The following is a 23,250-nucleotide window of genomic DNA, read 5'->3' as shown; positions in this document are numbered from 1 at the left end:
TCCTCGCGGAGCCATGTTTCCGGCAGTGAGGCGAAAAGTTGCGGGCACGTTACGGGAATCGCGACGGCGTGAAGTTCGCGTGACCGGCATGTTTCAGGAATGTAAACGCGGCCTCATATGCCCGCCGGTTTTGATGCTGCCGGGTAGGCCAGGAATGAATCCAAATGATTGAATGTTCAATAAATATGGACTTTGGTATCTTCACTTTCGGCGAGCTCACCCGCGATAGCAGCACCGGCATCGCGCTGTCCCCGCAGCAGCGGCTAAAAGAGATCATCGAACTCGCCAAGCTGGCCGATCAGGCGGGCCTCGGATTCCTGGGGTTGGGGGAGCAGCATCGGCGCGACTTCGCCCTCTCGGCCCCGGAAGTCGTCCTCGCCGCGATCGCCCGGGAAACATCCAATCTCCGGCTGGGCACGGCCGTGACGGTGCTCTCCACCCAGGACCCCGTGCGGCTCTTTGAACAGTTCGCCACTCTGGACCTGATCTCCGACGGCCGGGCCGAGATCATTGCGGGCCGCGGCGCGTTCGTGGAGTCGTATCCATTGTTCGGCCACAAGCTCGACGACTACGACGCCCTGTTTGATGAGAAGCTGCGCCTGCTGCTGGAACTGCGGGACAACGCCCGGGACAACTCCACAGTGCAGTGGGCCGGAAGACTGACTCAGAGCATCCCGGACATGGACATCGCCCCGCGCCCGGTGCAGGCGAAGCTGCCAGTCTGGGTGGGCGTCGGTGGCACCCCGGCCAGTTTTTCCCGGGCGGGCAGGCTCGGGCTTCCTCTTTTCATCGCCCTGCTGTCAGGGCCGGCCCGCTTCCGCCGCCTTGTTGAGCTCTACCGCGAGAGCGCTGCCGAGGCCGGCCACGATGCCGGCGCGCTGCCGGTGGGGGCCGGCGGTCACTTCTACGCGGCGCCGACGTCACAGCAGGCGCGCGACACGTTCTACCCCTACTACCGGGCCTACTTCGAACAAAACATGCCGCGACCCGTAGACCACTTCCCCCGATCCACCTTCGATTCCTGGACCGAGCCCGGCGGCGGATTGCTGGTGGGGAGCCCGCAGCAGATCACCGAGAAGCTCCTGGAGATCCACCAGACTCTGGGGAACTCGCGATACCTGGCCCAGATCGGACTGGGCGGCCTACCCTTTGCCGAGACGGCCCGGTCGATTGAACTGCTGGCCACGGAGATCATGCCCGCCGTCAACAGGGAGGTCTCGGCCGCCCTGGTAAGCAGCCGGACCGGCAAGCAACCAGTCTGACAATCAGCCCGCCGGCTGGCCCACTACAGCGATTCAGTTTTGGTGCAGCGGAATCTCCAGGCAGCGGCCGGAGGCGTTCCAGTAGCCCAGCGTGCCCAGCTGACCGCTCAGCCGCTGCATCCGGGCGGCAATGCCGGGTGCCGATCCGCGGGCCAGGCGCGCCTGGAATCCGGCGATGATGGTCGGATGCAGCCGAAGCGTTCGGGGTGCGCCGGCGTCGGTGTCGAGCATGAACACGAAAGACTGGTCATTGCGCTCGACCGGGTCCACAGCGTAGTCGTCAATGAAGTCCCCGGCGCTGAAGATGATGGGACGGTTCCGGTGGATGCCGACGCCGCGAAATATGTGCGGCGAGTGGCCGAACACGACGTCGGCCCCGGCCTCGATGAGGTCCCGGGCAAGGTCCTGGTGCCCGGCCGGGACGTCGTAGCCCCAGTTGCCGCCCCAATGGGCTGACACGATGAGGACCTGGACGCGGGCCTTGGTCCTGGCGACCAGTTCCAAGAGTCCGTCCAATCGTGTCCCGCCGCGCCGGCCGGCGTCATCGACGGGGACATCCGCCACCGGGACGTAGTAGACCCCGGGAGCCGCGGTGCCCGCCTCCCAGCCGGGCTCGTTGTCCGTGAAGGCAATGAATCCGACGGCGACGGCGCCCACGCGCCACACGGCCGGGCGGCGGGCGGCCTCCAGGTCGGGGCCGGCCCCGGCATGGAGGATGCCGCAGCCGTCCAGCGCCGGCAGCATCTCCCCGAACGCGTCCTGGCCGAAATCCAGGACGTGGTTGTTGGCGAGCGAGACGACGTCGATCCCGGCCGCGAGGAGGCTGGCCACATTCTTCGGGTCCGAGCGGAAATGGAAGATCTTGCCGGGTTCGGGCTCGCCGCCGGCCGCCAGGACACACTCGAGGTTGGCGACGCGGACGTCCGCCTGCTCCAGGACCGCCAGCGTGTCGCCCCACGGATAGGCAGGCCTGGCCGCTGCCAGGTGCCGGTTCACCAGCCGGCCCAGCATGACGTCTCCCAGCAGCGCGATCAGCATGGACTGCCTGCCTGCCTGCCTGCCTGCCTGCCAGGTCAGGGCCAGGGGGCTAGCTTTGGTAGCCTTCGACCTCGCTGACCGGCCGCACTTCCGCCTCGTCGGGGTTCTCGCCATAGTCTTTTTTCGCGCGCCGCTGGCGGAGCAGGTCCCAGCACTGATCCAGCTGTTCTTCCACCTGCTGCAGCCGGAGGATGTCCGGGCCTCCGGTCCCGCCAGACTGGGTTGAGCCTTCGCGGAGGCCGTGTTCCTCCTCCACCAGGGCCTTGATGCGCTCCAGGATGTCTTGATTGTCCATGGTGTCCTCTTTTCGTCCGACGGCGGCAGGCAGCCTTCTCTTCGCAGGGTCCACTTCCAGCAGGTCCCCTTCCAGCCTACGGAGGGGATGGTGCGGTGAACAGGGGCGCCCGGGACCGACGCCGGACGGCACTGGCCGGCGCCTGCGGCCTAGCCAAGGAGCTCGTCCGGGTAGCACCAGCGCCAGTCCTCGCCCGGCTCGACGCTGCGCATGACGGGGTGGCCGCTGAGCTGGAAGTGTTTGTACGCGTGGGTTCCCGGCGAGGAATCGCAGCAGGCCACGTTGCCGCACTGCAGGCACATCCGCAGATGCACCGTCGTCGTCCCCTCCCGTTCGCACGCCTCGCAGAAGGGACCAGACGGGACGGTGAGATCCGGGGCGGACTCCAGGTGCGGACAAACGCCGCGGGGCCGGGCGATTCCCTCGCCGCCGCTGCCGTCCGCGTCCGGTTCCTCCAGTGCGGCGTCCAGCATGGACTCTTCGACGTCGAGGCGGTCAAGGACGTTGACCAGGACCTCGTGCGCGTATCCGCCGCCGCGCCGCAGCTCGAGGACCTTGGTGCGCTCGGCGTCCAGCATCGCCAGCCGGAGTTGGGCGTACCGCTGGCTGGGGGTGGCGGCTTCGGCGGACGGCCGGCCCAGCCGCTCCCATGCGGCCAGCCCGCGCTCCTGGGTGCGCCGTTTGAGCATCGCCACGACTTCGGGGGGGTCGGCGTCCGAACGCAGTTCCTGGAGCCGCTGCACGCCAGCCGCCGTCGCCATCTGCATCAGCGACGCCTCGTTGAGCGCGTCCTCGCGCGGGTCCGGTCCCTTCACGCGCAGCAACCGGACCAGCGCCGGGAGCGTGAAACCCTGCAGGGTCAGCGTGCCGGCCACCACCACGAGGGCCATCAGGATCAGGACCGACCGGTGCTCCAGCTCCGCCGGCAGGACCAGGACGGCGGCAAGCGTCACCACGCCGCGCATGCCGGCCCAGGAGACGATCGCCGGAAATTGCCAGGGCGGCGCGGGATCCTTGCGCCGGACCGCGGGAATGAGCCGCGGCAGGTACGTTGCGGGGAAGACCCAGACGGGGCGCAGGACCAGCACGGCCAGCAGCACGGCGGCACAGCCGAACCAGATCCGTTCCGGCCCCAGCGAGTCATCCCGGACGCCCTCGATGATGGTCCGGACCTGCAGCCCGATCAGCAGGAAAACGGAGTTCTCCAGCAGGAACTGGACCGTGTGCCAATTGCTGCGCTGGCTCAGCCGGGCCGCCCCGTTTGGCATGGACGGCGCCTTGGTCCCCATGATCAGCCCGGTGACGACGACGGCCAGGACGCCGGAGGCGTGGATCGCTTCCGCCGGGAGGTAGGCGACAAGCGGGGCGATCAGGGAAGTGGAAGTGTTGATGGCCACGTTGCGGATCCGCTTGCGGAGCGCTGTGAGCACGAAGGCCGCGGCAACGCCCACCGCCACGCCCCCGCCAACCGCCAGGACGAAGCCGCCGGCAATCTCCGCGGCGGAGACAACTCCGGCGATCGCGGCGATGGCAGCACGCAGGCAGACCAGCGCCGTGGCGTCGTTGACCAGCGATTCGCCCTCCAGGATGGTGACAACCCGGCGGGGCATGCCCACCTTTCGCGCAATCGCCGTCGCCGCCACGGCGTCAGGGGGCGCGACGACGGCGCCCAGGGCCATGGCGGCCGCCAGCGGGATCTCGGGAAACAGCCAGGCGACCACCAGCCCGACGCTGACGGTGCCGAAAATGACGTAGCCGACCGACAACAGGCCGATGGAGCGGCGGTTGGAACGGAAATCGAACAGCGAGGTCTGCAGCGCCGCCGCATAGAGCAGCGGCGGCAACAGCCCGACCAGAACGATTTCGGGGTTCAGTTCGATGGTCGGAACGAACGGCAGGAACGAGCACACCACGCCGGCCAGCACCAGCAGCAGGGGGACGGAGATGTTGATCCTTTGGCCCAGTGCGCTGCAGGCACAGACGATGGCGACGAGGGCCAGCAGCCCGAAAGCGACTTCCATGGGCCCATTCTCTCAGCTTCCCGTCCTGTGCCGGCGGGAGCCCTGCAATGCATCATCAGCTTGCTTACGACTTGGCGGCTTTCTAGAGTTAACACTGCAAACCAAGTGGGACACTGCGCGTGGCGCCGGCACTGAACGAATGTTGCCCGGCCCGCGCCCGGCACGAGGAGGACACATGTCAGAGCACAATCTTTCCGGCAAGAAAGTCGCGTTCCTGCTGACGGACGGTGTGGAGCAAGTGGAGCTGACCAGCCCGTGGGATGCCGTCAAGGAAGCCGGCGGCGTGCCCACCCTGGTCTCGCCGAAGAGCGGAGAGCTGCAGGGCTATGACGGCACCGAAAAGGGACAGCGGTTCGCCGTCGACCTCGCCGTGGGGCGGGCCGACGCCGCCGATTTCCACGCCCTGGTCATCCCCGGCGGCGTGGTCAACGCCGATCACCTCAGGGTCGACAAGGAGGCCCAGGCGTTCACGCGTGCCTTCTTCGAGCAGCACAAGCCCGTCGCCGCCATCTGCCACGGCCCGTGGCTGCTCATCGACGCCGGCGTGGTCAGCGGCAGGAACCTGACTTCCTACCACACGCTGCAGACGGACCTGAGGAATGCCGGCGCGATCTGGACTGACGAACAGGTCGTGGTGGACCAGGGCCTGGTGACCAGCCGCAGCCCGCGTGACCTTCCGGCCTTCAACGCCAAACTCCTTGAGGAAATCGCCGAAGGCGAGCACGCAGGCCAGACGCCGTAGCCGCAATCCCGCCGCAGCGTCCGACGGCGGCACCGGCCGCCGTCGGACGCATTCGGCCGGCCGTTCACCTGCTTAGTCGCCGGCTGCCCGGTTCCGCGGCCGAACACCTACCCACGCTGTTGGTTTTGCGGCAGGATATGCCCTGTACCGTGCACCGTCGTCGTTGCCGCCCGGCCGGCGCCCCCAACAGCAAGGAGTTTCGGACATGACTACGCTCAATCCCTACCTCGGCTTCCGCAACAACGCGAAAGACGCCATGACCTTCTACCAGTCGGTGTTCGGCGGGGAACTGACCATGAGTACCTTCGCCGAATACCACGCCAGCGAAGACCCGGCGGAGCAGGAGAAAATCATGCATGCCCAGCTCAGGACGGACGCCGGCATGGTGCTGATGGGCGCGGACACGCCCAACAGCATGGACTACACCGCGGGCAACAACTTTTCCGTGTCCCTGAGCGGTGCCAACGAAGCTGAGCTCCGCGGCTACTTCGACAAGCTGGCCGATGGCGGCACAGTCGCCATGCCGCTGGAGAAGGCACCCTGGGGCGACGTCTTCGGCATGTGCAAGGACCGGTTTGGTGTGGACTGGCTGGTAAACGTAGGCTCCGAGCCCGCCTAAAACGGGCCCTCGGCCGCGCCGGCAGTAAGGGCTATCCTGAATGCAGCCAGGACAGTGCAAGCGCGAGTCCATCCCCTGGCCAAGGGAGCCATGCAATGACCGAGAAGCTGCACCTCAGCCCGGAAGATGACTTCCCGGAGGATCTCAGCAAGTTGCCGGACAAGGATCTTCAGGTCCTCGACAGCCAAGTCGAGCGCCAATTGGACTATGAGTACGTGGTGGAGGGCGAGCCGAATCCGGAGACGGAATTCCGGCACTATGACCTCGATGAGGAGTTCGAGGAGCGGGACAAACGGGACAACTGATCCGCCCGATCATCCTGAAGGGCCGGCCGCCCCGCACGGCGTCAGGGTTCTAGCCAGCAGGCTTACTAGAATGGGCTGACCACCCGGCGACGAAACGAGCCCTTCATGACCCCGGCAGCTGCCACGCGGTCCCTCCTGTACCCGTGCTCCCCGCCGCGGTCGTTTACAGCATGACCGGTCCGGTCCGCCTGGAGATTTCAGCCGCGGGCCACGCCGGCCACGTCTTCGCCTCGCGCGAAATGGCCGGCGGGTCCGCGCCCGCCGTCGTGCTCATCCACGGAATCGGCGCGTCACACCGCTACCTGCGCCGGCTGCACCGGCTCCTGGCCGGGTCGAGGGAGACCTACTCCATCGACCTGCCGGGATTCGGTGCCACCCCCAAGCCCGCGTACCAGCTGTCCATTGCCGACCACGCCCGTTACATCCTCGGCGCCATGGAACAGCTTGGCGTGGCGGAAATAGTGCTGGTGGGGCACTCAATGGGAACACAGATGGCTCTGGAAGCGGCCCTTCAGCAGCCGGAACAGATCTCGAATGTGGTGCTGATGGGTCCCGTGGTGGACCCCAGGCACGGATCCGTGGCACAGATGGGCCTGGCGCTGGGCCGTGACTGCCTGTTCTACGAGAGTCCCTCCTCGAACGCCTTGGTTTTCACCGACTACCTGCGTTGCGGCCCGTCCTGGTACTTCAAGACCCTGCAGGTCATGATGGAGTACCCGATGGAACAGAAGATCGCCGGCGTCAGCGCACCGGTCCTCGTGGTGCGCGGCGCCAACGACCCCATCGCGGATGCAGACTGGTGCCGCCGGCTGGCCGGGCTCGCCAGCCGCGGGCGGCTGCTGGAAGTGCAGGGAACCGGGCATGTCGTCCAGCACAACCGGGCCCTCGAAGTGCGGGACGGCATTCTGGCATTCACGGCCCTTGGCGCGGCGGCGGGCGAGCCGCTGCCCGGAAGCCCGGCCTGACCGCACTGGCTGCTCGGGGCCGGGGTTAGACGTCGAAGTGGGTCCGGGTGGGGCCCTGCCCGAGTGACTCGACCACCCCGGCCGCGACGGCGTGGAGCTTGATGTTCCGGGCGCTCGAGGCCGACTTCAGGAGCTCGAACGCCTCGTCCTGGCTGCAGCGGTTCTGCGCCATGATGATGCCGACGGCGACGTCGATCACGGTCCGCGTCTCCAGGGTGGCCTTGAGGTTGGCGGCTGTATCGCTGCTGTGCGCGAACCGGACGGCGAGGCGCAGCGCCATGGACGTCTGGTGGACGAAGTCACGGGCCAGCTCCGTGGCGCGGTGATCGAACCGGCCCGGCCGGTGCGAATAGAGGTTCAGGGCGGCCCGGGTCTCGCCTTCCAGCAGGAACGGCAGCGCCAGGATCGACCGGAAGCCGTGCCCCCGCACCGCCGCGGCGTACTGCGGCCAACGGCTATCGAGTTCAAGGTCCCCAACGTGGACGGTTACCTGTTCCCGGGAAGCCGTCATGCAAGGGCCGTCACCGAAGGTGTACTGGATTTCGTCCATGGCCTGCGCGGCGGGGCTGCTGCTCGCGACGGTGGCCGCCTTCTTTTCCCGAAGAAGCGTGATGCCGCACAGGATCTCGTCCCCGGGCTCGGACAGGCTGCGCGCGGATACGCGGGCCAGCTCCCCGAGGAAGTCCTCGACGTCGGAGCTGCTGAGCACCAGTTCATGCAGCTGCTGGTTTATTGAATTTGCGGTTGACTCGCTGACCACTTATCTGTTGTGCCGTTTCACTCAGGTCAAGACGACCCGGCCGAGCTTCCCACCGCGGCAAGGGGCGGATACGGCAGCGGCCGGATCGAAGAACAATCCAACGGCTCGCTGCAAAACCGTACCGGGAGAGTATATACATCCGGGAAACGCAGGTTCCACACAGGGCTCCGGGCCGGACGGCTCCTGAACCGTTCGTCCCGGGCATAAGCTGTGCCTTAGGCGAAATGTCGCGAACGGATTCCGTATGCCAGAGCTGGACGTCAAGGACTTACCCTCCGCCCCGCTGGCGATCGCCCGCGCCGCGGGCCGGCCTGTTGCCGCCGTGTTGGCCGAGCTGGGCTCGGGCGGGAACGGACTGACGGGTGCCGAAGCGGGCAGGCGCCTGACGGAAATAGGGCCGAATGCGGTGCGGACCCACATGGCCAGCGGGTGGTCGGTGCTGGGCCGGCAGCTGGCAAGCCCCATCCTGCTCCTCCTGCTCATCACCGCCGGGCTTTCACTGTTTCTCGGGGACGCCACGAACGCGATCGTCATCGGCGTGATCCTGCTGGTCAGCGTCGGGCTGGGGTTCAGCAACGAATACCGGGCCGAACGCGCTGCGGAGGCCTTGCATTCCCGCGTCACGCACCGCGCCGTCGTCGTCCGCGACGGAAGTTCGGGCGAAATCGACGTCACCGCGCTGGTGCCCGGCGACGTCGTCCACCTGGGGATCGGCGCGATCATTCCGGCGGACATGCGGGTGCTGACGGCCAAGGACCTCCTGTGTGATGAAAGCATCCTGACCGGGGAATCGCTGCCGGTCGCCAAGGATCCTGCGCCCGTGCCGCAGGATGCCCCGCTGGCGGACCTGACCAGCTGCGTCTTCATGGGGACCGTGCTCCAGTCCGGCAGCTGCACGGCAGTGGTGGTAGCCACCGGAGGCCGGGCGGAATTCGGCCGGATTGCACTGGGCCTGGGCGAACGGCAGCCGCAGACCGAGTTCCAGCTGGGCCTCAAGCGGTTCTCCTTCCTGCTGCTGCAGGTGGCCATCGGACTGAGCTCGCTCATCTTCGTCGCGAACCTGCTGCTGCACCGGCCCGTGATCGAATCCCTGCTGTTCTCCCTGGCGATCGCGGTCGGCATCACTCCGCAGCTGCTGCCCGCGGTGGTCAGCACCAGCCTGGCCACGGGCACCCGGCAGCTGGCCCGGCGCAAGGTCTTGGTGAAGCGCCTGGTCTGCATCGAGGACCTGGGCGACATGGACATCCTGGTCACGGACAAGACCGGGACGCTGACCGAGGGCCGGATCAGCTTCACCGCCGCGCTGCCCGTCGGCGCGGGCATCGAGCCCGCTGAGCTGCTCACGCTCGGACTGCTGGCGACAGAGGCCGAATACGCCGAGGCGAGGCTCTCTACGGTCGGCCTGAACCCCTTGGATGCCGCCCTCTGGGAATCACCCGACGCGGCGGGCTTCCGGCCGGAGCGCTACGAACGCCTGGACGTCATAGACTTCGACCACCAGCGCCGCCGGACCAGCGTGCTGGTGCGCGAAGCGAACGGACCTGCCCGCATCATCACAAAGGGCTCGCCGGAAGACGTCCTGGCCCTCTGCGTGGGCACGCCGGCGGACGTGCAGGCGGTGCTGGACAAGCAGTTCGACGCCGGATCCCGGGTGGTGGCTGTCGGAACGCGACCCGCTGGCGGCCTGGAGGACCTGACGCCGCCCGACGAGAAGGATCTGGTCCTTGCCGGTTTCCTCATCTTCCTGGACCGGCCCAAAGCCAATGCACGGGCCTCCCTTGACCAGCTCGAGGCGCTCGGCATTACGGTCAAGATCGCCACCGGCGACAACGCCAGGGTCGCCGAAAAGGTCTGTGACGAACTCGGCGTGCTCTCCGGCGGGACGCTCAGCGGCGCCGCCGTGGAGGCCATGTCCGATCCGGAGCTGGCCGCCGCCGCACGGGAGGCGAGCATCTTCGCCCGCGTGTCGCCCGAACAGAAGGCGCGGATCATCCGGCTGCTGCGGCTAAGCGGCGGCGCCGTCGGGTTMATGGGCGACGGCGTCAACGACGCCCTCGCACTGCATGCCGCGGACATCGGCATCTCGGTCGACAGCGCCACCGACGTCGCCAAGGACGCCGCCGACGTCGTGCTGCTGGACAAGGACCTGGGGGTGTTGGCCGAGGGCGTCATGGAAGGCCGGCGGATCTTCGCCAACACCATCAAGTACGTTCTCATGGGCACGTCCAGCAACTTCGGCAACATGTTCAGCGCGGCCACGGCCTCCGTGGTGTTGAGTTTCCTGCCCATGCTGCCGGGCCAGATTCTGCTCAACAACCTGCTCTACGATGCCGGCCAGCTGGCCATTCCGGGCGACCGGGTGGACAAGGAACAGCTGGTGGCCCCATCGCATTGGGACATCGGCTTCATCCGGCGTTTCATGTTCCTGTTTGGCCCCATCAGCTCCATCTTCGACTTCGCGACCTTCGCCCTCATGCTTTTCGTCTTCGACGCGGTTCCGGGCGAATTCCGGGCCGGCTGGTTCATCGAGTCCATCGTGACGCAGACGCTGATCATCTTCGTCATCAGGACCCGGCGCGTGCCCTTTTTCCGGAGCAGGCCGTCGCTGGGCCTGGTCGGGGCCTCCCTGGGCGTGGTGGCCCTCGGGGTGTACCTGCCGTTCTCGCCCCTGGCCGGCGTGCTGGGCTTCGATCCGCTGCCTGTGCCGTTCTTCCTCGCCCTGCTCGGGATGGCAGTGGTGTACCTGGTGCTGGTGGAAATGGCGAAAGTCTGGTTCTACTCCCGGGCCGCCCAGCAGCCTGTCTCACGCGAGCCGGCGGCGCTCCGGCACCGCGGCCAGACCCACCGCATCGCCCGCCGGGCCGCCCGCTTCAGCATCCCGGCGGCCAGGCCGCTGCTCGTCCACCGTGGCCCGGGCTGGCGCCGCCGACGCAAACTCGGGCATAAAGGCCCTCACAGGGTTTCGGGCGCGGGCGGATAGTTGGAGTCAGCGGCCACCTGGTCCTGTTCGGGTTAGGGGAACCCGTAGGAGCGCACCAGTTTCAGCAGCACACGACTGATGGCCGATGGCCCACGCTTCGACTTGAAAGCCATAGCCCATGAGCATTTTTGAAGACAGGGTCGACGCCGGCAGGCAGCTCGGCAGGCGTCTGGCGGAATTGCGTGGCCAGGACATTGTGGTCTTGGGCCTGCCGCGCGGCGGCGTGCCTGTGGCCTTCGAAGTCGCCGCAGCCCTGGATGCTCCCCTGGATGTGATTGTGGTGCGGAAACTTGGGCTTCCCTACCAGCCCGAGCTCGCCATGGGGGCTATCGGTGAAGGCGGCGCCAAAGTCCTGGACGAGGAGGTCCTGGCCCATGCGCGGATCAGCGGTGCGGAACTCCAGGCTGTTGAAGAACGCGAACGCGGCGTGCTGGAAAACCGGGTGGTCCTGTTCCGGAAGGGCCGGACCCGGCACGACCTGACCGGACGCATCGCGGTGATCGTCGACGACGGGATCGCCACCGGCTCCACCGCCCGCGTGGCCTGCCGGGTCGCCCGCAAACAGGGTGCGGCCCGCGTGATCCTGGCCGTTCCGGTTGCCCCCGCCGAGACCCTCGCCGACCTGACGGAACCGGACGAAGTGGTCTGCCTGGCGACGCCGCGCCAGTTCACCGCCGTCGGATACCACTACCGGGACTTCTCGCCGACTGACGACGACGAGGTGTTGCGCCTGCTCGATCTTGCGGCCAAACGCGTCGAGGCCGCACCGCCGCCCTTCTGGACCTCGACGGCGACCCGCGCCGGCACTGCCGCCGACGTCGACGAGGAAGTGGAGATCCCGTCCCGCGCGGTGCGGCTCCAGGCCCAGCTGCACCTTCCGGTGCCGGCCAGCGCCGTGGTGCTGTTCGCCCATGGCAGCGGCAGCAGCCGCCACAGCCCCCGGAACCGGTACGTGGCCGGCGTCCTGCAGCAGGCCGGTCTCGGCACGCTGCTGCTGGACCTGCTGACGCCGGCGGAGGAGCGCCACCGCGCCAACGTCTTTGACATCGAACTCCTGGCCCGCAGGCTGTCCTCGGCAACGGACTGGCTTTCCACCCGGGCGGACACGGCCTCCTGCGCTCTGGGGTACTTCGGTGCGAGCACGGGAGCCGGGGCTGCGCTGTGGGCGGCGTCGGAGCCGTCGGCGCGGATCGCGGCTGTCGTGTCCCGCGGCGGCCGCCCCGACCTCGCCGGCCCGCGGTTGTCCGCCGTCAAGGCGCCCACGCTCCTGATTGTGGGGAGCCTGGACCACGAGGTCCTGGAACTGAACCGCCGGGCGAAGGCGATGATGCGCAGTCCCAGCCAGCTCGCCGTCGTGCAGGGGGCAACGCACTTGTTTGAAGAGCCGGGCACGCTCGCGGCGGCGGCCATCCTGGCGCGGGACTGGTTTGTCGACTACCTGCTGCCCCCGAACGGTGCCGGCGCGCGGGCCGCGGGCGTCTGAGGGGCCGCGGGCGTCTGAGGTGGCCAGAACCGGGGAGGGCCGGGACCACGAATCCCGCGGACCCTAGCGCCGGCGGCCCTCTGCCCTGGACCGGATCCCCAGGAGCATCCGCCGTTCCATCAGGAACTGCACCGGTTCCAGCAGTGCACGCAGGGCCAGACCCTCCGCCAGGGGCGAAAAGTCGTACCGGGTGCGGGACAGCAGCCTGGTGGCCTGGGGCCCAGCAGGTCGCAACACGAACGTCCAGCCGACGTCCAGCCGGCGCCCGATGGGACGGACCCCTGCCGGCGACATCCTCCCCGTGCGCAGATCGATGGTTCCGCCCAGCCCCAGCGCCGCCCCGGACTGGATGAGCCGGACCGGAAGGCCGCCGTCGGGGGACAGCGGAACGACGTCGCCAACTTTCAGGCGTTGCAGCTCCGGGAGAATCCGGTCCGCACTCCGGATGCCCAGACCCGCGCCGCGTTCGAGCCAGTCGTAGGAGTAGAAGCCGCCCCGCCCGGCGCCCATCTGGACAAGCCACGGCCAGACCTCTGCCACCGGGGCCGCAATAGTGATCGCGCGGGTGCTTTGCATGCGCGGGGCGGGCACGATCTCGTCCCCGGCGAGCGGGCCGGCGGCCTCCTGGGTGGTAGCCCCCCAGCGCAGGAGCCGCGGCCGGACGGCCAGGACGTAGGCTGCGCCCGCCGATGCCGCAGCCAGCGCCGCGAGCGGTCCGCGCAACCGGCCGGGGACGTGCTGACCGCTCACGCGAGGGACCTCATGCGCTGGTCCGGCCCCTGGGGTCGTGCGATTCCGGCCCGACCACCACCACCGGGCAGTGGGAGTGGGCCGCTACGGCCGCGCTCACCGAGCCCATGACCTGATGGAGGAAGCCGCCCTTGCCGCGCCGGCCCACCACGAGCATTTCGGCGTGCTGGCTTTCCTCGACGAGGACCTTGGCGGGCGCCCCGAACTTGACCGAGCGGGTAAGTCCTTCCGGACGCGATTCGCCGAAGGCCCGCTCCAGTGCCTGGTCCACGAGGCGTTCGGCGGTCTCCTCCAGCTCATCGAGGGTGGGCGTTCTGTCCTCGGGCAGGTGGGAGGCCAGGAAGAAATCGGAAGTTCCCAGGCATGTGATGACTTCCAACGGGATGTTCAGAGCGGTGGACATGCGCCCGGCGAGGCGGAGCGCCGTCGTCGAAAACTCGGAACCGTCCACACCCACGACAATGCGCTGATCACCGTTCATGGTCCCCAGCCTTGCCCCTGCCCCCGGGACTGCCTAGGGCCGAAAGTCACGCGGGGCTGGGCACCGTGGCCGCCTCCGCTTAGGGTGGAACGGTGACCGCCGGCACCGGAGCAGGTGCCGGCCCCCCGGCCTGACCATGACGGTCAGCCGAGCCTGCCACCCGAGGAGTTCCTGATGAAAGTTGCTGTTACCGGAGGAAGCGGAAAGCTGGGCCGAAACGTCGTGCGGCGGCTCAGCGATGACGGGCACGAGGTGACCAACCTTGACCGCACCGGTGTGCGCGGCCCGGGCTTCACGGAGGTGGACCTGCGCAACTACGGCCAGGTGGTGGACGTGTTCCTCGGCCTGGAGGACCGCCATGCCGGCTTTGACGCCGTGGTGCACCTGGCCGCGATTCCCGCACCGGGACATGCCCCGGATGCCGCCACCTTCGAGAACAACATGCAGTCCACCTACAACGTGTTCCAGGCTGCCCGGCGGGCCGGGATCAAGAAAATCGTCTACGCGTCCAGTGAGACGGTGCTGGGGCTGCCTTTCGACGTGGACCCTCCCTACATCCCGGTGGACGAGGACTACCCCGCCCGGCCGGAAAGCACGTACTCCCTGGTCAAACACCTTGAGGAGCAGATGGCCATCCAGCTGACCCGCTGGGACCCGGCCCTGAGCATCACCGGCCTGCGGTTCTCCAATGTGATGGACCCGGAGGACTATGAGGAATTCCCCTCCTTCGACCACGACGCGCGGGCGCGCAAGTGGAATCTCTGGGGCTACATTGACGGCCGGGACGGCGCCCAGGCCGTGGCCCGAGCCCTGGAGCACGGCAAGCCCGGGTTCGAGGCGTTCATCATCGCCAACGAGGACACGGTGATGAGCCGCTCCAGCGCCAGCCTGGCCGCCGAGGTGTTCCCGAACGTCAAAGTGGTCAAGGACCTGGCCGAGCACGAGACCATGCTCTCGATCGACAAGGCCAAACGGCTGCTGGGTTACGCGCCGGAGCACACCTGGCGGAACTACCACCCGCTGCGCACCACCCCCACTGAAGACTGACCCCAACTTGAGGAGCTCCATGCAATACCGCACCCTGGGCAACAGCGGCGCCGTCGTCTCCAACTATGCGCTGGGCACCATGACTTTTGGCGCCGAGGCCACCGAGGAGCAATCCCGCGCGATTCTGGATGACTACTTCGCGGCGGGCGGCAACTTCATCGACACCGCCGACGTCTACAGCTCGGGGGTGTCGGAGGAAATCATCGGCCGGTGGCTGGCGGACCGGGCCGAGGTCCGGGACCGGGCGGTGGTGGCCACGAAGGGCCGCTTCCCGATGGGCCAGGCCCCCAACGACGTCGGAACCTCCCGCCGGCACCTTGTCCGGGCACTCGATGACTCGCTGCGCCGGCTCGGCGTAGAACAGATCGATCTCTACCAGCTGCACGCGTGGGACCCTGTTACGCCCCTCGAGGAGACACTCCGTTTCCTGCACGACGCCGTCACCAGCGGCAAAATCGCCTACTACGGCTTCTCCAACTTCCTGGGCTGGCAGTTGACCAAGGCGGTCCATGTGGCGAAGGCACATGGCTGGAATGCCCCGGTGACGCTGCAGCCGCAGTACAGCCTGCTGGTCCGTGAGATCGAGTCGGAAATTGTGCCGGCCGCACTCGACGCCGGGATCGGGCTGCTGCCGTGGTCGCCGCTCGGCGGCGGGTGGCTGTCCGGCAAGTACAAGCGCGACCAGCCGCCGGCCGGGGCCACCCGTCTGGGCGAAAACCCGAAACGGGGGATGGAGGCCTGGGAGGCCCGCAACGCCGATCCGCGCACCTGGGACGTGATTGCCGAGGTGGAGCAGACCGCCGGGCGCCACGGCGTGAGCCCTTCCCAGGTGGCGCTGGCCTGGCTGGCGGACCGGCCGGCGGTCACCTCGGTGATCCTGGGCGCCCGCACCACCGCGCAGCTGGCGGACAATCTCGCGGCCGCGGATCTGCGGCTCACCGCGGGGGAGACGGAGCGGCTGACCGAGGCCAGCCGGCCGCGCGTCGGAGTCTATCCGTACGGGCCGATGGCCCAGGAACAGCGCAGCCGGAAGCTCGAGGGCGGCCGCTAACAAGGCAACGGGCTAACAAGGCAACGCGGGGTCACGTAGCGCCGGTCCGGGGGGTGGCGATGGGCCGGAGGTGACCCCGCGCTGTCATTCGGGGGAGTGCTGCCCTTCCGGGGAGGCGGGGCCGCCGGCATGATAGCTGGACCAGATGTCGCCCATTTCCTCCGTGGACTGCTCCACGATCCTGCTCATGGCGGCGTGCGCGGCGTCCGCCTCGCCGCGCTGAATGGCGCTGGCCACATCGACGTGCAGCTGCAGGGCCTCGTGGTGTGGCAAGTGCGGCATGAGGCCGTGCTGGGTGCGCCCGGTCAGGACCTCGGTGACCAGGTTATGCAGCTGGGCGAACATGGCGTTGCCGGAGGCCCGGAGTACTGACGCGTGGAATTCGATGTCGAGCCGCAGGAACTCGTCCCGGTCTCCGCGCTGGCCGGATGCCCACAGCCGAGCGGCCAGCGAGACGAGGTCGCTCCCGGCATCCCAGGAAGCCCTCCCGGCGGCGAGGCGGGCGGCCGCCGGTTCGATTGCCCCGCGGAGCTCGTTCAGGGCCTGCAGCTGCGCCAGCCGCTTTGACGAGGCCAGCCGCCAGCGGATTACCTGCGGGTCGTACGCATTCCACGATTCCTCCGGCTGCACCACCGTCCCCAGCCGCCGCCGCGACTCCAGCATCCCCTTGGAGGACAGCACGCGGGTGGCTTCCCGCACCACGGACCGGGAGACGTTGTGCCGGGCCTCAATCTCGTCCAGGCGCAGGATCGAGTGCGGTGCCAGCGTCCCTTCGGCGATGGCAAGCCCCAGGTTCTGGAGCAGCACGGCGTGCAGGTCTGCTGTTGGCTCCGCCTTTGGAGTTTTCATAAATAAATCATACTGGGAGCCCCCAAGGTCTTGTATAAATCTGCTTTATTTACCTAAGATCACTTCCAGAGCAGATGTAAAGATGCATTTGCAGCCGGCTGGACAGAGACGCCCAGCCCTGAAAACCAAAGGAAGTCGTAATGAAGCGACGTTCAATTGCGAAGTACGCGGCCGTCGCCGCCGTCCTTTCCCTGGGCCTGACTGCCTGCGGCGGGGCCAGCGGCAGCGCCGACGCCAAGACCTCCGGCACCGTACGGGTCACCCTCGCCAACCACGTCTGGACCGAGGGCATCAAGGCAGCCATTCCGGAATTCGAGAAGTCCAGCGGGCTCAAGGTCGAACTGACCCAGCTGGGCGAAGACCAGCTCTCGGACCAGTACAACGTCAAGCTCAACGCCGGCAGCGACGAGATCGACGTCATGATGTACCGCCCGCTCCAGGAAGGAAAGGCGTTCGCGAAGAACGGCTACCTCGCGGACCTGACGTCCAAGGTCTCCTCGGACGCCGCGTGGGACTGGAAGGACTACCAGGAGGGCCCGGTCAAGGCCACCACCGCTGACGGCAAGGTGGTCGGCGTCCCGATCATCACCGAGCGCGAAGTCCTCTACTACCGCAAGGACCTGCTGAAGGCCGCCGGCCTGGAGGTTCCCAAGACCATGGACGAGCTCGAAGCCGCGGCCAAGGCCATCAAGGCTTCCTCCCCGGGCACGGCCGGCTTCGTGGCCCGCACCGGCAAGTCCGCCGCCGTCACCCAGTTCTCCAGCTTCCTGTACAGCTTCGGCGGCGACTTCACCGACGCCAGCGGCAAGTCCGCCGTCAACTCCGACGCTGCGAAGAAGGCCTACGCGTTCTACGGCGGCCTGATCAAGAACTACGGCCCCGCCAACGTCAGCACCGACATGAGCTGGCCCGAGGCAATGGCGATCTTCACCCAGGGCAAGGCCGCCTTCTACACGGAGGCCGACTCGCTCTACAAGAACGCCACCGACCCGGCCAAGTCCAAGGTCGCCGACACCGTCGGCTTCGCCGCACTGCCCGCCGGCCCCGCCGGCTCCAAGCCGTACAACATCCCGTCCTGGGGCCTCGCCATCAACCAGGCATCCAGCAACCAGGACAACGCCTGGAAGTTCATCCAGTGGGCCACCAGCAAGGAACGCACCCTCGAGGCACAGAAGGCCGGAGTCCCCGGACCCCGCGCCTCGGTCTGGGCGGACCAGGCCGGCACCTCCACCTACCCGAAGGACCTCGCCGAGGCCATCTCCGCCAGCGCCAAGAACGGCGTCGGGCACGACCGTCCCGAGGTTGTCACCGTAGGCAAGGCCCGCGAAATCGTGGGCGGCCCGATCGTCGCCACCATCACCGGCTCTGACTCGTCCGCCGCAGCCGACACGGCGCACGACGCCTTCCAGAAGTTCCTGGACAGCGAAAAGAAGTAGCGCCCCCGGCGCGCCAGCCAGGCTTCGCGCCTGAGCACTGCGCCTGGGCACCAAACAGCCCGGCGGGACGGCGGTCCGATGCCGTCCCGCCGCGGCCAGCTTTTCACTTCACCCCCAACTCCTTAGGTGAACCATGTCTGTATTGACCACTCCCCGCAGCGCCCAGACCCAGCCGCCGTCCGGCCGCAAGGGCGCCCGCACCCCCGGTGCACGCGAGAACTTCTCCGGCTGGGCCAACCGGCACCGCAAATGGCTCTTCGCCGCCCCCGCCATGATCTTCGTCGGCGTCCTGATCGTTTTCCCCCTCGGCTGGACCCTGTACCTGAGCCTGACCGATTCGCAGGGCTCGGTCCGGGCGGCCTCCGATTTTGTCGGCGTGCAGAACTACCTCACGGTCCTCTCCGACGTCGAACGCTTCTGGCCCGCCGTCGGCCGCACGCTGAGCTTCACCGGCGTTGCCCTTGTCTGCGAAGTGGTCCTCGGCATGTGCATTGCGCTGCTGCTGTGGCGCCCGTTCCGCGGCGAAAAATGGGTCCGCGTGGCCATCCTGCTCCCGCTCGTCGCCACTCCCGTGGCCGTCGGCATGATGTGGCGGCTGATCTTCGATCCCAACATCGGCTTCGTCAACCAGCTGCTCGGCATGGTCGGGATTCCCGCCCAGCCCTGGCTCTCCGGCCAGGACACGGCGCTCGGCACCACCATCTTCATGGACGTGTGGCAGTGGACCCCCATGGTGGTCCTGATCCTCCTGGCCGGACTGACCTCGCTCTCCGAGGAACCCGACGAGGCGGCCCGGATGGACGGCGCCAACGCCTTCCAGCGCTTCTTCTTCATCACGCTGCCCCTCATGATGCCGACCGTGATCGTCGCCATCCTGCTCCGGGGCATCGACGCCTTGAAGACCTTCGACATCCTCTACGCCACCAAGGGCAAGGGCGGCGGGTCCTTCCACGAAGTGGAAACGCTCAACGTCTACGCCTACGGGCTGAGCTTCGACTACAACCAGTACGGGCTGTCCTCCGCGGTGCTGATCCTGTTCTTCATGATCATCATAGGCTCCATGTGGCTGCTGACCATGCGCAAGAAAGCGGTAAGCAAATGACCGTACTGACAGAAAACACAGAAAACACCGAACCCCGGACCGCGGACCCCGCCCGGCCCACACCGGCGCCGCGCCCCCGGAAGCCGCTGGGCACCCGCGCGTACAAGGTGTTCCGCGTGGCGGCACTGGTGGCGGTGGTGCTGTTCCTGATCGCCCCGCTGTTCTGGATGCTGCTGGCCTCCCTCAAGACCAACGTGGACATCTACGACACCGGCAAGTCGTTCCTGTTCACCCCCACGTTCGAGAACTACGCCAATGTGCTGCAGCGGAACAACTACTTCGTCTTCATCTTCAACAGCTTCTGGGTGGCCTTCGTCTCCACTGCCCTGTCGCTGGTCCTGGGCGTGCCCGCCGCCTACGCCATGAGCCGGTTCACGATGCACCGCTCGGCCCTTGTGGTCCTGATGGCCCGCGTCATCCCCGGCGTCTCCCTGCTGGTGCCCTGGTACTACGTCTTCTCCAACCTGAAGATGGTGGGCGGCTTCGAGGTGCTGATCCTCAGCCACATGTTCGTCGCGCTGCCGCTGATCGTGTACATCATGATGAGCTACTTCGATTCCCTGCCGCTGGAGCTGGAGGAGTCGGCCCAGGTGGACGGCCTCACCCCGATCGGCGCCTTCCGCCGCATCACCCTGCCGCTCTCCGTCGCCGGCATGGCCACCGCCGGCATCCTGTCCTTCATCTTCTCGTGGAACAACTTCATGTTCGCCCTGGTGCTCTCCGGCTCCAAGACCAAGACCCTGCCGGTCGCGATCTTCGACTTCGTCTCCTACGCCAGTATCGACTGGGGCGGACTCATGGCGGCCGCCACCGTGGTCACCATTCCGATCATGATCATTGCGCTCTTCACGCAGAAGTACATCGTCTCCGGCATGACCGCCGGCGCGACCAAGGGCTAGGCAACAGATGACACTCATCAGCAGGATTGAAACGTTCCTCGTCGCTCCGCGCTGGCTCTTCGTCCGGATCGAGACGGACAGCGGGATCGTCGGCTGGGGCGAGGCGAGCTGCGAAGGCCGCAGCGAAACCGTGCGCACCGCCGTCGACCAGCTCTCCGAGCTGCTCATCGGCAACGACGCGCTCCGGATCGAGGACCACTGGCAGGTCATGACCAAAGGGTCCTTCTACCGCGGCGGGCCCATCCTGGCCAGCGCCGTGTCCGGCCTGGACCAGGCCCTCTGGGACATCGCCGGCAAGCACTTCAACACCCCCGTGCACCAGCTTCTCGGCGGCCATGTCCGGGACCGGATCCGGATGTACGGCTGGGTGGGCGGGGATGAGCCCAATGAGGTGGCGGACCAGATCAGCGCGCAGCTGGAGGTCGGGCTGACGGCGGTCAAGATGAACGCCAGCGGCCGGATGAGCCCCATCGCCTCCGTGGCCGAGCTCGACGGCGTCGTCCGCCGCGTCGCCGCCGCCCGCGAGGTCCTCGGCGACCACCGCGACGTCGCCGTGGACTTCCACGGCCGCTTCAGCCTCGCCAACGCCCGCCGGGTGGCGCCGCTGCTGGAACCGTACCGGCCCTTCTTCCTCGAAGAGCCGGTGGTCCCGGAAAACACGCACCTGCTGCGCGAGTTCACGTCCTCCACGACGACGCCGGTCTCCACCGGTGAGCGGCTCTACAGCCGGCAGGAATTCCTGCCCGCGCTGCAGGCCGGCATCGCCGTGGCCCAACCGGACCTCTCCCACGCCGGCGGCATCACCGAGGTCCGCAAAATCGCCTCGCTCGCCGAAATCTACGAGGTCCAGCTCGCCCCGCACTGCCCGCTGGGCCCGCTGGCGCTCGCCGCCTGCCTGCAGGTGGGCTTCGCGACGCCCAACTTCCTGATCCAGGAGCAAAGCATCGGCATCCACTACAACCAGGGCGCCGAAGTCCTGGACTACGTGGTGGACAAGTCCCCGCTGAAGTTCGTGGACGGACACATCGAACGGCTCACCGGCCCGGGCCTGGGCATCGAGATTGACGAGGCCGTGGTCCGGGCCGCGGACAAGCGCGGGCATGCCTGGCGCGGTCCCGTCTGGCGGCACCCCGACGGCGCCTTCGCCGAGTGGTGAACGCCGGAACGCTGGGACCGGACCTGTCGCCCCGGCGTATTTGCCCTGACGTATTTGCCCCGAAGGAGAAGCCTGACATGGAGAACACCCTGACGCCCGAACTGCTGCTGGCCGGGATCCAGGAAAGCCGGCTGGTGGCCATTGTGCGCGGCACGGACGGCGCGGCCGCCGCGAAGGCAGCCCTCGCGGCGATGGAGGAGGGCTTCCGGTATGTCGAAATAGCGCTCACCACGCCGCGGGCCCTTGAAGCCATCCGTGAAGTCCGCGCGGCCGCCCCCGGGGGCTGCTTCGTCGGTGCCGGAACGGTGCTGACGGCCCAGGACGTTGCCCGCGTCGCCGATGCGGGCGGCCAGTTCATGGTGACCCCGTCGCTGGCAGAGTCGATTGCCGAGTCGGCCCGGCTGGCACTGCCTGTGCTCGCCGGTGCGCTGACACCCAGCGAAGCCCACGAAGCCATGAACCGCGGCGCCACGGCCGTCAAGCTCTTCCCCGCTTCCATCGGCGGTCCGGGCTACCTCAAGGCGCTCCGCGACCCGTTCCCCGGGATCCCGTTCATCGCCGTCGGCGGCGTCGGGCTGGATGAAGCCGAGGGCTACTGGGAAGCCGGCGCCATTGCCGTGGGGCTCGGCGGACCGCTGTTCGGCGATGCCGGCTCCGGCGGCGACCTCGCCCCGATGCGGGAGCGGGCCCGCGGTTTCCTGACCCTGGCCGCCGGGTTCGGCCGCCCACGCGCGGAGAGCCTGCGGTGATGGCCGCCGTCGGCCCGGCTTTGGCTGGGGAGGGCGTCGACCTGCTGACGTTTGGTGAGTCCATGGTCTCGCTGCGGTCCACCGGCCCGCTGTCCGCCGGCGGCAGCCTCGGCATGCACGTGGCCGGGGCCGAATCGAACGTGGCCGTCGGGGTCGCCCGGCTCGGGCACAGCGTCACCTGGGCCGGGGTTGTCGGCGCCGACCCGCACGGGGAGTACATTCTGCGGCAGCTGCGCGCCGAGGGGATCGGGCTGCGGCACCGGATTGACGCGGCAAGGAACACCGGGGTGATGTTCCTTGAACAGCGCACCGCGGATGTCACCCGGGCCTTCTACTACCGCGCCGGATCCGCCGGGTCCACCCTCGGCCGGGAGGACCTGGACCGTGCCCTGGCGGCCGGGGCGCGGATCCTGCACCTGACCGGCGTCACCGCCGCCCTCAGCCCCGACGCCCGCAAGGCCGTGGAGTACGCGGCCGAGCGCGCCGCCGCCGAAGGCATGGAGGTCTCCCTCGACGTCAATTACCGCAGCAAGCTCTGGACCCGGGAGGAGGCCCGCGCCGCGCTCTCGCCGCTCGCCCGGCACGCCAGCATCGTGATCGCCTCCGACGATGAGCTCGGGCTGGTCGCTGCCCCGGTGGGAGCTGGCCCGGAGGGATCACCGCACCCCGGCGATGCCGATACAGATGCAGATGCCGCCGAAACAGCCATGGCCGCCGAACTGCTGGAGCGCGGCGTCCGCGAAGTTGTGGTCAAGCGCGGCGCCGCCGGCGCCGGTGTCCACACCGCCGACGGGCGATGGGAAGTGCCCGCCGTGCCTGTGACCAGCATCGATACCGTGGGCGCCGGGGATGCCTTCACCGCCGGCTACCTGTCCGCCCTGCTCGACGGCGCCGACGTCGCCGGCCGCCTGCAGCGCGGCGCCCTGGCGGGAGCCTTCGCCGTCAGCACCGCGGGGGACTGGGAAGGCCTGCCCGGCCGTGCGGAGCTGGCACTGCTCGGGACCACGCCGGGCGGAACCACCCAGCGCTAAGCCCCCCGCGCTGAACCACCCGCGCTGAACCACACTGGCGGCTATCCGGCGCGCCCGACATTCACCGACCAAGAAAGCCTGGACCTGTTGTGAAAATCATTGCCGCTGAAGTGTTCGTCACCAGCCCCTCCCGGAACTTCGTGACCCTGCGGATCACCACCGAGGACGGCGTGACCGGGATCGGGGACGCGACCCTGAACGGGCGCGAGCTCGCCGTGGCCGCCTATTT

The 23,250-nt window shown here is 68.1% G+C and carries 22 protein-coding genes and 1 pseudogene; 16 read left to right on the top strand and 7 right to left on the bottom strand.

Features of this window, described 5'->3' with window-relative positions; all coding sequences use genetic code 11:
- Positions 1-185 precede the first annotated feature (185 nt).
- Positions 186-1,262 carry an LLM class flavin-dependent oxidoreductase gene (locus AC1DFR_RS11780; protein ID WP_476873391.1) on the top strand — a complete coding sequence of 359 codons (1,077 nt, stop codon included), beginning with the start codon at positions 186-188 and terminating at the stop codon, positions 1,260-1,262.
- 33 nt (positions 1,263-1,295) lie between these two features.
- On the opposite strand, the gene AC1DFR_RS11775 is transcribed toward AC1DFR_RS11780, so the two are convergent.
- From AC1DFR_RS11775 to AC1DFR_RS11765, 3 genes are all read right to left on the bottom strand, one after another.
- Positions 1,296-2,300 (bottom strand): CapA family protein, encoded by a 1,005-nt coding sequence (locus tag AC1DFR_RS11775; RefSeq protein ID WP_476873390.1) that lies wholly within the window; start codon positions 2,298-2,300, stop codon positions 1,296-1,298.
- 49 nt (positions 2,301-2,349) lie between these two features.
- Positions 2,350-2,595, bottom strand: coding sequence for a DUF2630 family protein (locus AC1DFR_RS11770; protein ID WP_223913561.1), 246 nt, complete (start codon positions 2,593-2,595; stop codon positions 2,350-2,352).
- A gap of 149 nt (positions 2,596-2,744) precedes the next feature.
- A complete protein-coding gene (locus AC1DFR_RS11765; protein ID WP_476851742.1) occupies positions 2,745-4,616 on the bottom strand; it encodes a Na+/H+ antiporter in 1,872 nt (623 codons plus the stop codon).
- A gap of 175 nt (positions 4,617-4,791) precedes the next feature.
- On the opposite strand from AC1DFR_RS11765, the gene AC1DFR_RS11760 reads away from it, so the two are divergent.
- The 4 genes from AC1DFR_RS11760 to AC1DFR_RS11745 all read left to right on the top strand — a co-directional run bounded on the left by AC1DFR_RS11760 (position 4,792) and on the right by AC1DFR_RS11745 (position 7,247).
- Positions 4,792-5,358 (top strand): type 1 glutamine amidotransferase domain-containing protein, encoded by a 567-nt coding sequence (locus tag AC1DFR_RS11760; RefSeq protein WP_476857985.1) that lies wholly within the window; start codon positions 4,792-4,794, stop codon positions 5,356-5,358.
- Between the two features lie 205 nt (positions 5,359-5,563).
- Positions 5,564-5,977 carry a VOC family protein gene (locus tag AC1DFR_RS11755; RefSeq protein ID WP_476871365.1) on the top strand — a complete coding sequence of 138 codons (414 nt, stop codon included), beginning with the start codon at positions 5,564-5,566 and terminating at the stop codon, positions 5,975-5,977.
- 95 nt (positions 5,978-6,072) lie between these two features.
- Positions 6,073-6,282: a hypothetical protein gene (locus AC1DFR_RS11750; protein WP_028276113.1), complete on the top strand. Its 210-nt coding sequence runs from the start codon at positions 6,073-6,075 to the stop codon at positions 6,280-6,282.
- Between the two features lie 170 nt (positions 6,283-6,452).
- Entirely contained in the window at positions 6,453-7,247 is a 795-nt protein-coding gene (locus AC1DFR_RS11745) for an alpha/beta fold hydrolase (RefSeq protein ID WP_476873389.1), read from the top strand.
- 25 nt (positions 7,248-7,272) lie between these two features.
- On the opposite strand, the gene AC1DFR_RS11740 is transcribed toward AC1DFR_RS11745, so the two are convergent.
- Positions 7,273-8,007, bottom strand: coding sequence for a GAF and ANTAR domain-containing protein (locus AC1DFR_RS11740; protein WP_476873388.1), 735 nt, complete (start codon positions 8,005-8,007; stop codon positions 7,273-7,275).
- Positions 8,008-8,251: 244 nt separating this feature from the next.
- Here AC1DFR_RS11740 and mgtA point away from each other — a divergent pair, with 244 nt between their 5' ends.
- Entirely contained in the window at positions 8,252-10,987 is a 2,736-nt protein-coding gene (gene mgtA / locus AC1DFR_RS11735; RefSeq protein ID WP_476873387.1) for a magnesium-translocating P-type ATPase, read from the top strand.
- Positions 10,988-11,105: 118 nt separating this feature from the next.
- A complete protein-coding gene (locus AC1DFR_RS11730; RefSeq protein WP_476873386.1) occupies positions 11,106-12,470 on the top strand; it encodes a phosphoribosyltransferase family protein in 1,365 nt (454 codons plus the stop codon).
- Between the two features lie 63 nt (positions 12,471-12,533).
- Here AC1DFR_RS11730 and AC1DFR_RS11725 read toward each other — a convergent pair whose 3' ends face one another.
- On the bottom strand, positions 12,534-13,220 hold the full coding sequence (locus AC1DFR_RS11725; protein WP_476851736.1) for an SRPBCC family protein: 687 nt from the start codon (positions 13,218-13,220) through the stop codon (positions 12,534-12,536).
- Positions 13,221-13,230: 10 nt separating this feature from the next.
- Positions 13,231-13,701 carry a universal stress protein gene (locus tag AC1DFR_RS11720; RefSeq protein WP_476873385.1) on the bottom strand — a complete coding sequence of 157 codons (471 nt, stop codon included), beginning with the start codon at positions 13,699-13,701 and terminating at the stop codon, positions 13,231-13,233.
- 174 nt (positions 13,702-13,875) lie between these two features.
- Here AC1DFR_RS11720 and AC1DFR_RS11715 point away from each other — a divergent pair, with 174 nt between their 5' ends.
- Both AC1DFR_RS11715 and AC1DFR_RS11710 read left to right on the top strand, forming a co-directional pair.
- Entirely contained in the window at positions 13,876-14,748 is an 873-nt protein-coding gene (locus AC1DFR_RS11715; RefSeq protein WP_476859892.1) for an NAD-dependent epimerase/dehydratase family protein, read from the top strand.
- Between the two features lie 19 nt (positions 14,749-14,767).
- The gene (locus AC1DFR_RS11710; RefSeq protein WP_223913571.1) at positions 14,768-15,799 is read left to right on the top strand and encodes an aldo/keto reductase; all 1,032 of its coding nucleotides are present in this window, start codon (positions 14,768-14,770) and stop codon (positions 15,797-15,799) included.
- Between the two features lie 84 nt (positions 15,800-15,883).
- Here the strand turns inward: AC1DFR_RS11710 and AC1DFR_RS11705 are convergent, their stop codons facing one another.
- A complete protein-coding gene (locus AC1DFR_RS11705) occupies positions 15,884-16,648 on the bottom strand; it encodes a FadR/GntR family transcriptional regulator (RefSeq protein ID WP_476851733.1) in 765 nt (254 codons plus the stop codon).
- A gap of 140 nt (positions 16,649-16,788) precedes the next feature.
- On the opposite strand from AC1DFR_RS11705, the gene AC1DFR_RS11700 reads away from it, so the two are divergent.
- The 7 genes and pseudogenes from AC1DFR_RS11700 to AC1DFR_RS11670 form a co-directional block, all read left to right on the top strand.
- Entirely contained in the window at positions 16,789-18,084 is a 1,296-nt protein-coding gene (locus AC1DFR_RS11700; protein WP_223913573.1) for an ABC transporter substrate-binding protein, read from the top strand.
- Between the two features lie 133 nt (positions 18,085-18,217).
- The gene (locus AC1DFR_RS11695; protein ID WP_476851732.1) at positions 18,218-19,186 is read left to right on the top strand and encodes a carbohydrate ABC transporter permease; all 969 of its coding nucleotides are present in this window, start codon (positions 18,218-18,220) and stop codon (positions 19,184-19,186) included.
- A complete protein-coding gene (locus AC1DFR_RS11690) occupies positions 19,183-20,085 on the top strand; it encodes a carbohydrate ABC transporter permease (protein WP_476857978.1) in 903 nt (300 codons plus the stop codon). The genes AC1DFR_RS11695 and AC1DFR_RS11690 overlap by 4 nt, the downstream gene beginning before the upstream one ends.
- Before the next feature lie 7 nt (positions 20,086-20,092).
- Entirely contained in the window at positions 20,093-21,241 is a 1,149-nt protein-coding gene (gene dgoD, locus AC1DFR_RS11685) for a galactonate dehydratase (RefSeq protein WP_056430100.1), read from the top strand.
- A gap of 77 nt (positions 21,242-21,318) precedes the next feature.
- Positions 21,319-21,990: a bifunctional 4-hydroxy-2-oxoglutarate aldolase/2-dehydro-3-deoxy-phosphogluconate aldolase gene (locus AC1DFR_RS11680; RefSeq protein WP_476873384.1), complete on the top strand. Its 672-nt coding sequence runs from the start codon at positions 21,319-21,321 to the stop codon at positions 21,988-21,990.
- On the top strand, positions 21,990-23,021 hold the full coding sequence (locus AC1DFR_RS11675) for a sugar kinase (protein WP_476873383.1): 1,032 nt from the start codon (positions 21,990-21,992) through the stop codon (positions 23,019-23,021). The genes AC1DFR_RS11680 and AC1DFR_RS11675 overlap by 1 nt, the downstream gene beginning before the upstream one ends.
- An 89-nt stretch (positions 23,022-23,110) precedes the next feature.
- A pseudogene (locus AC1DFR_RS11670) lies at positions 23,111-23,250 on the top strand (bifunctional D-altronate/D-mannonate dehydratase); the annotation flags it as partial.

The sequence above is a fragment of the Arthrobacter sp. 05T410 genome (assembly GCF_056396505.1).
This window is presented reverse-complemented; position numbering and strand designations above follow the sequence as displayed.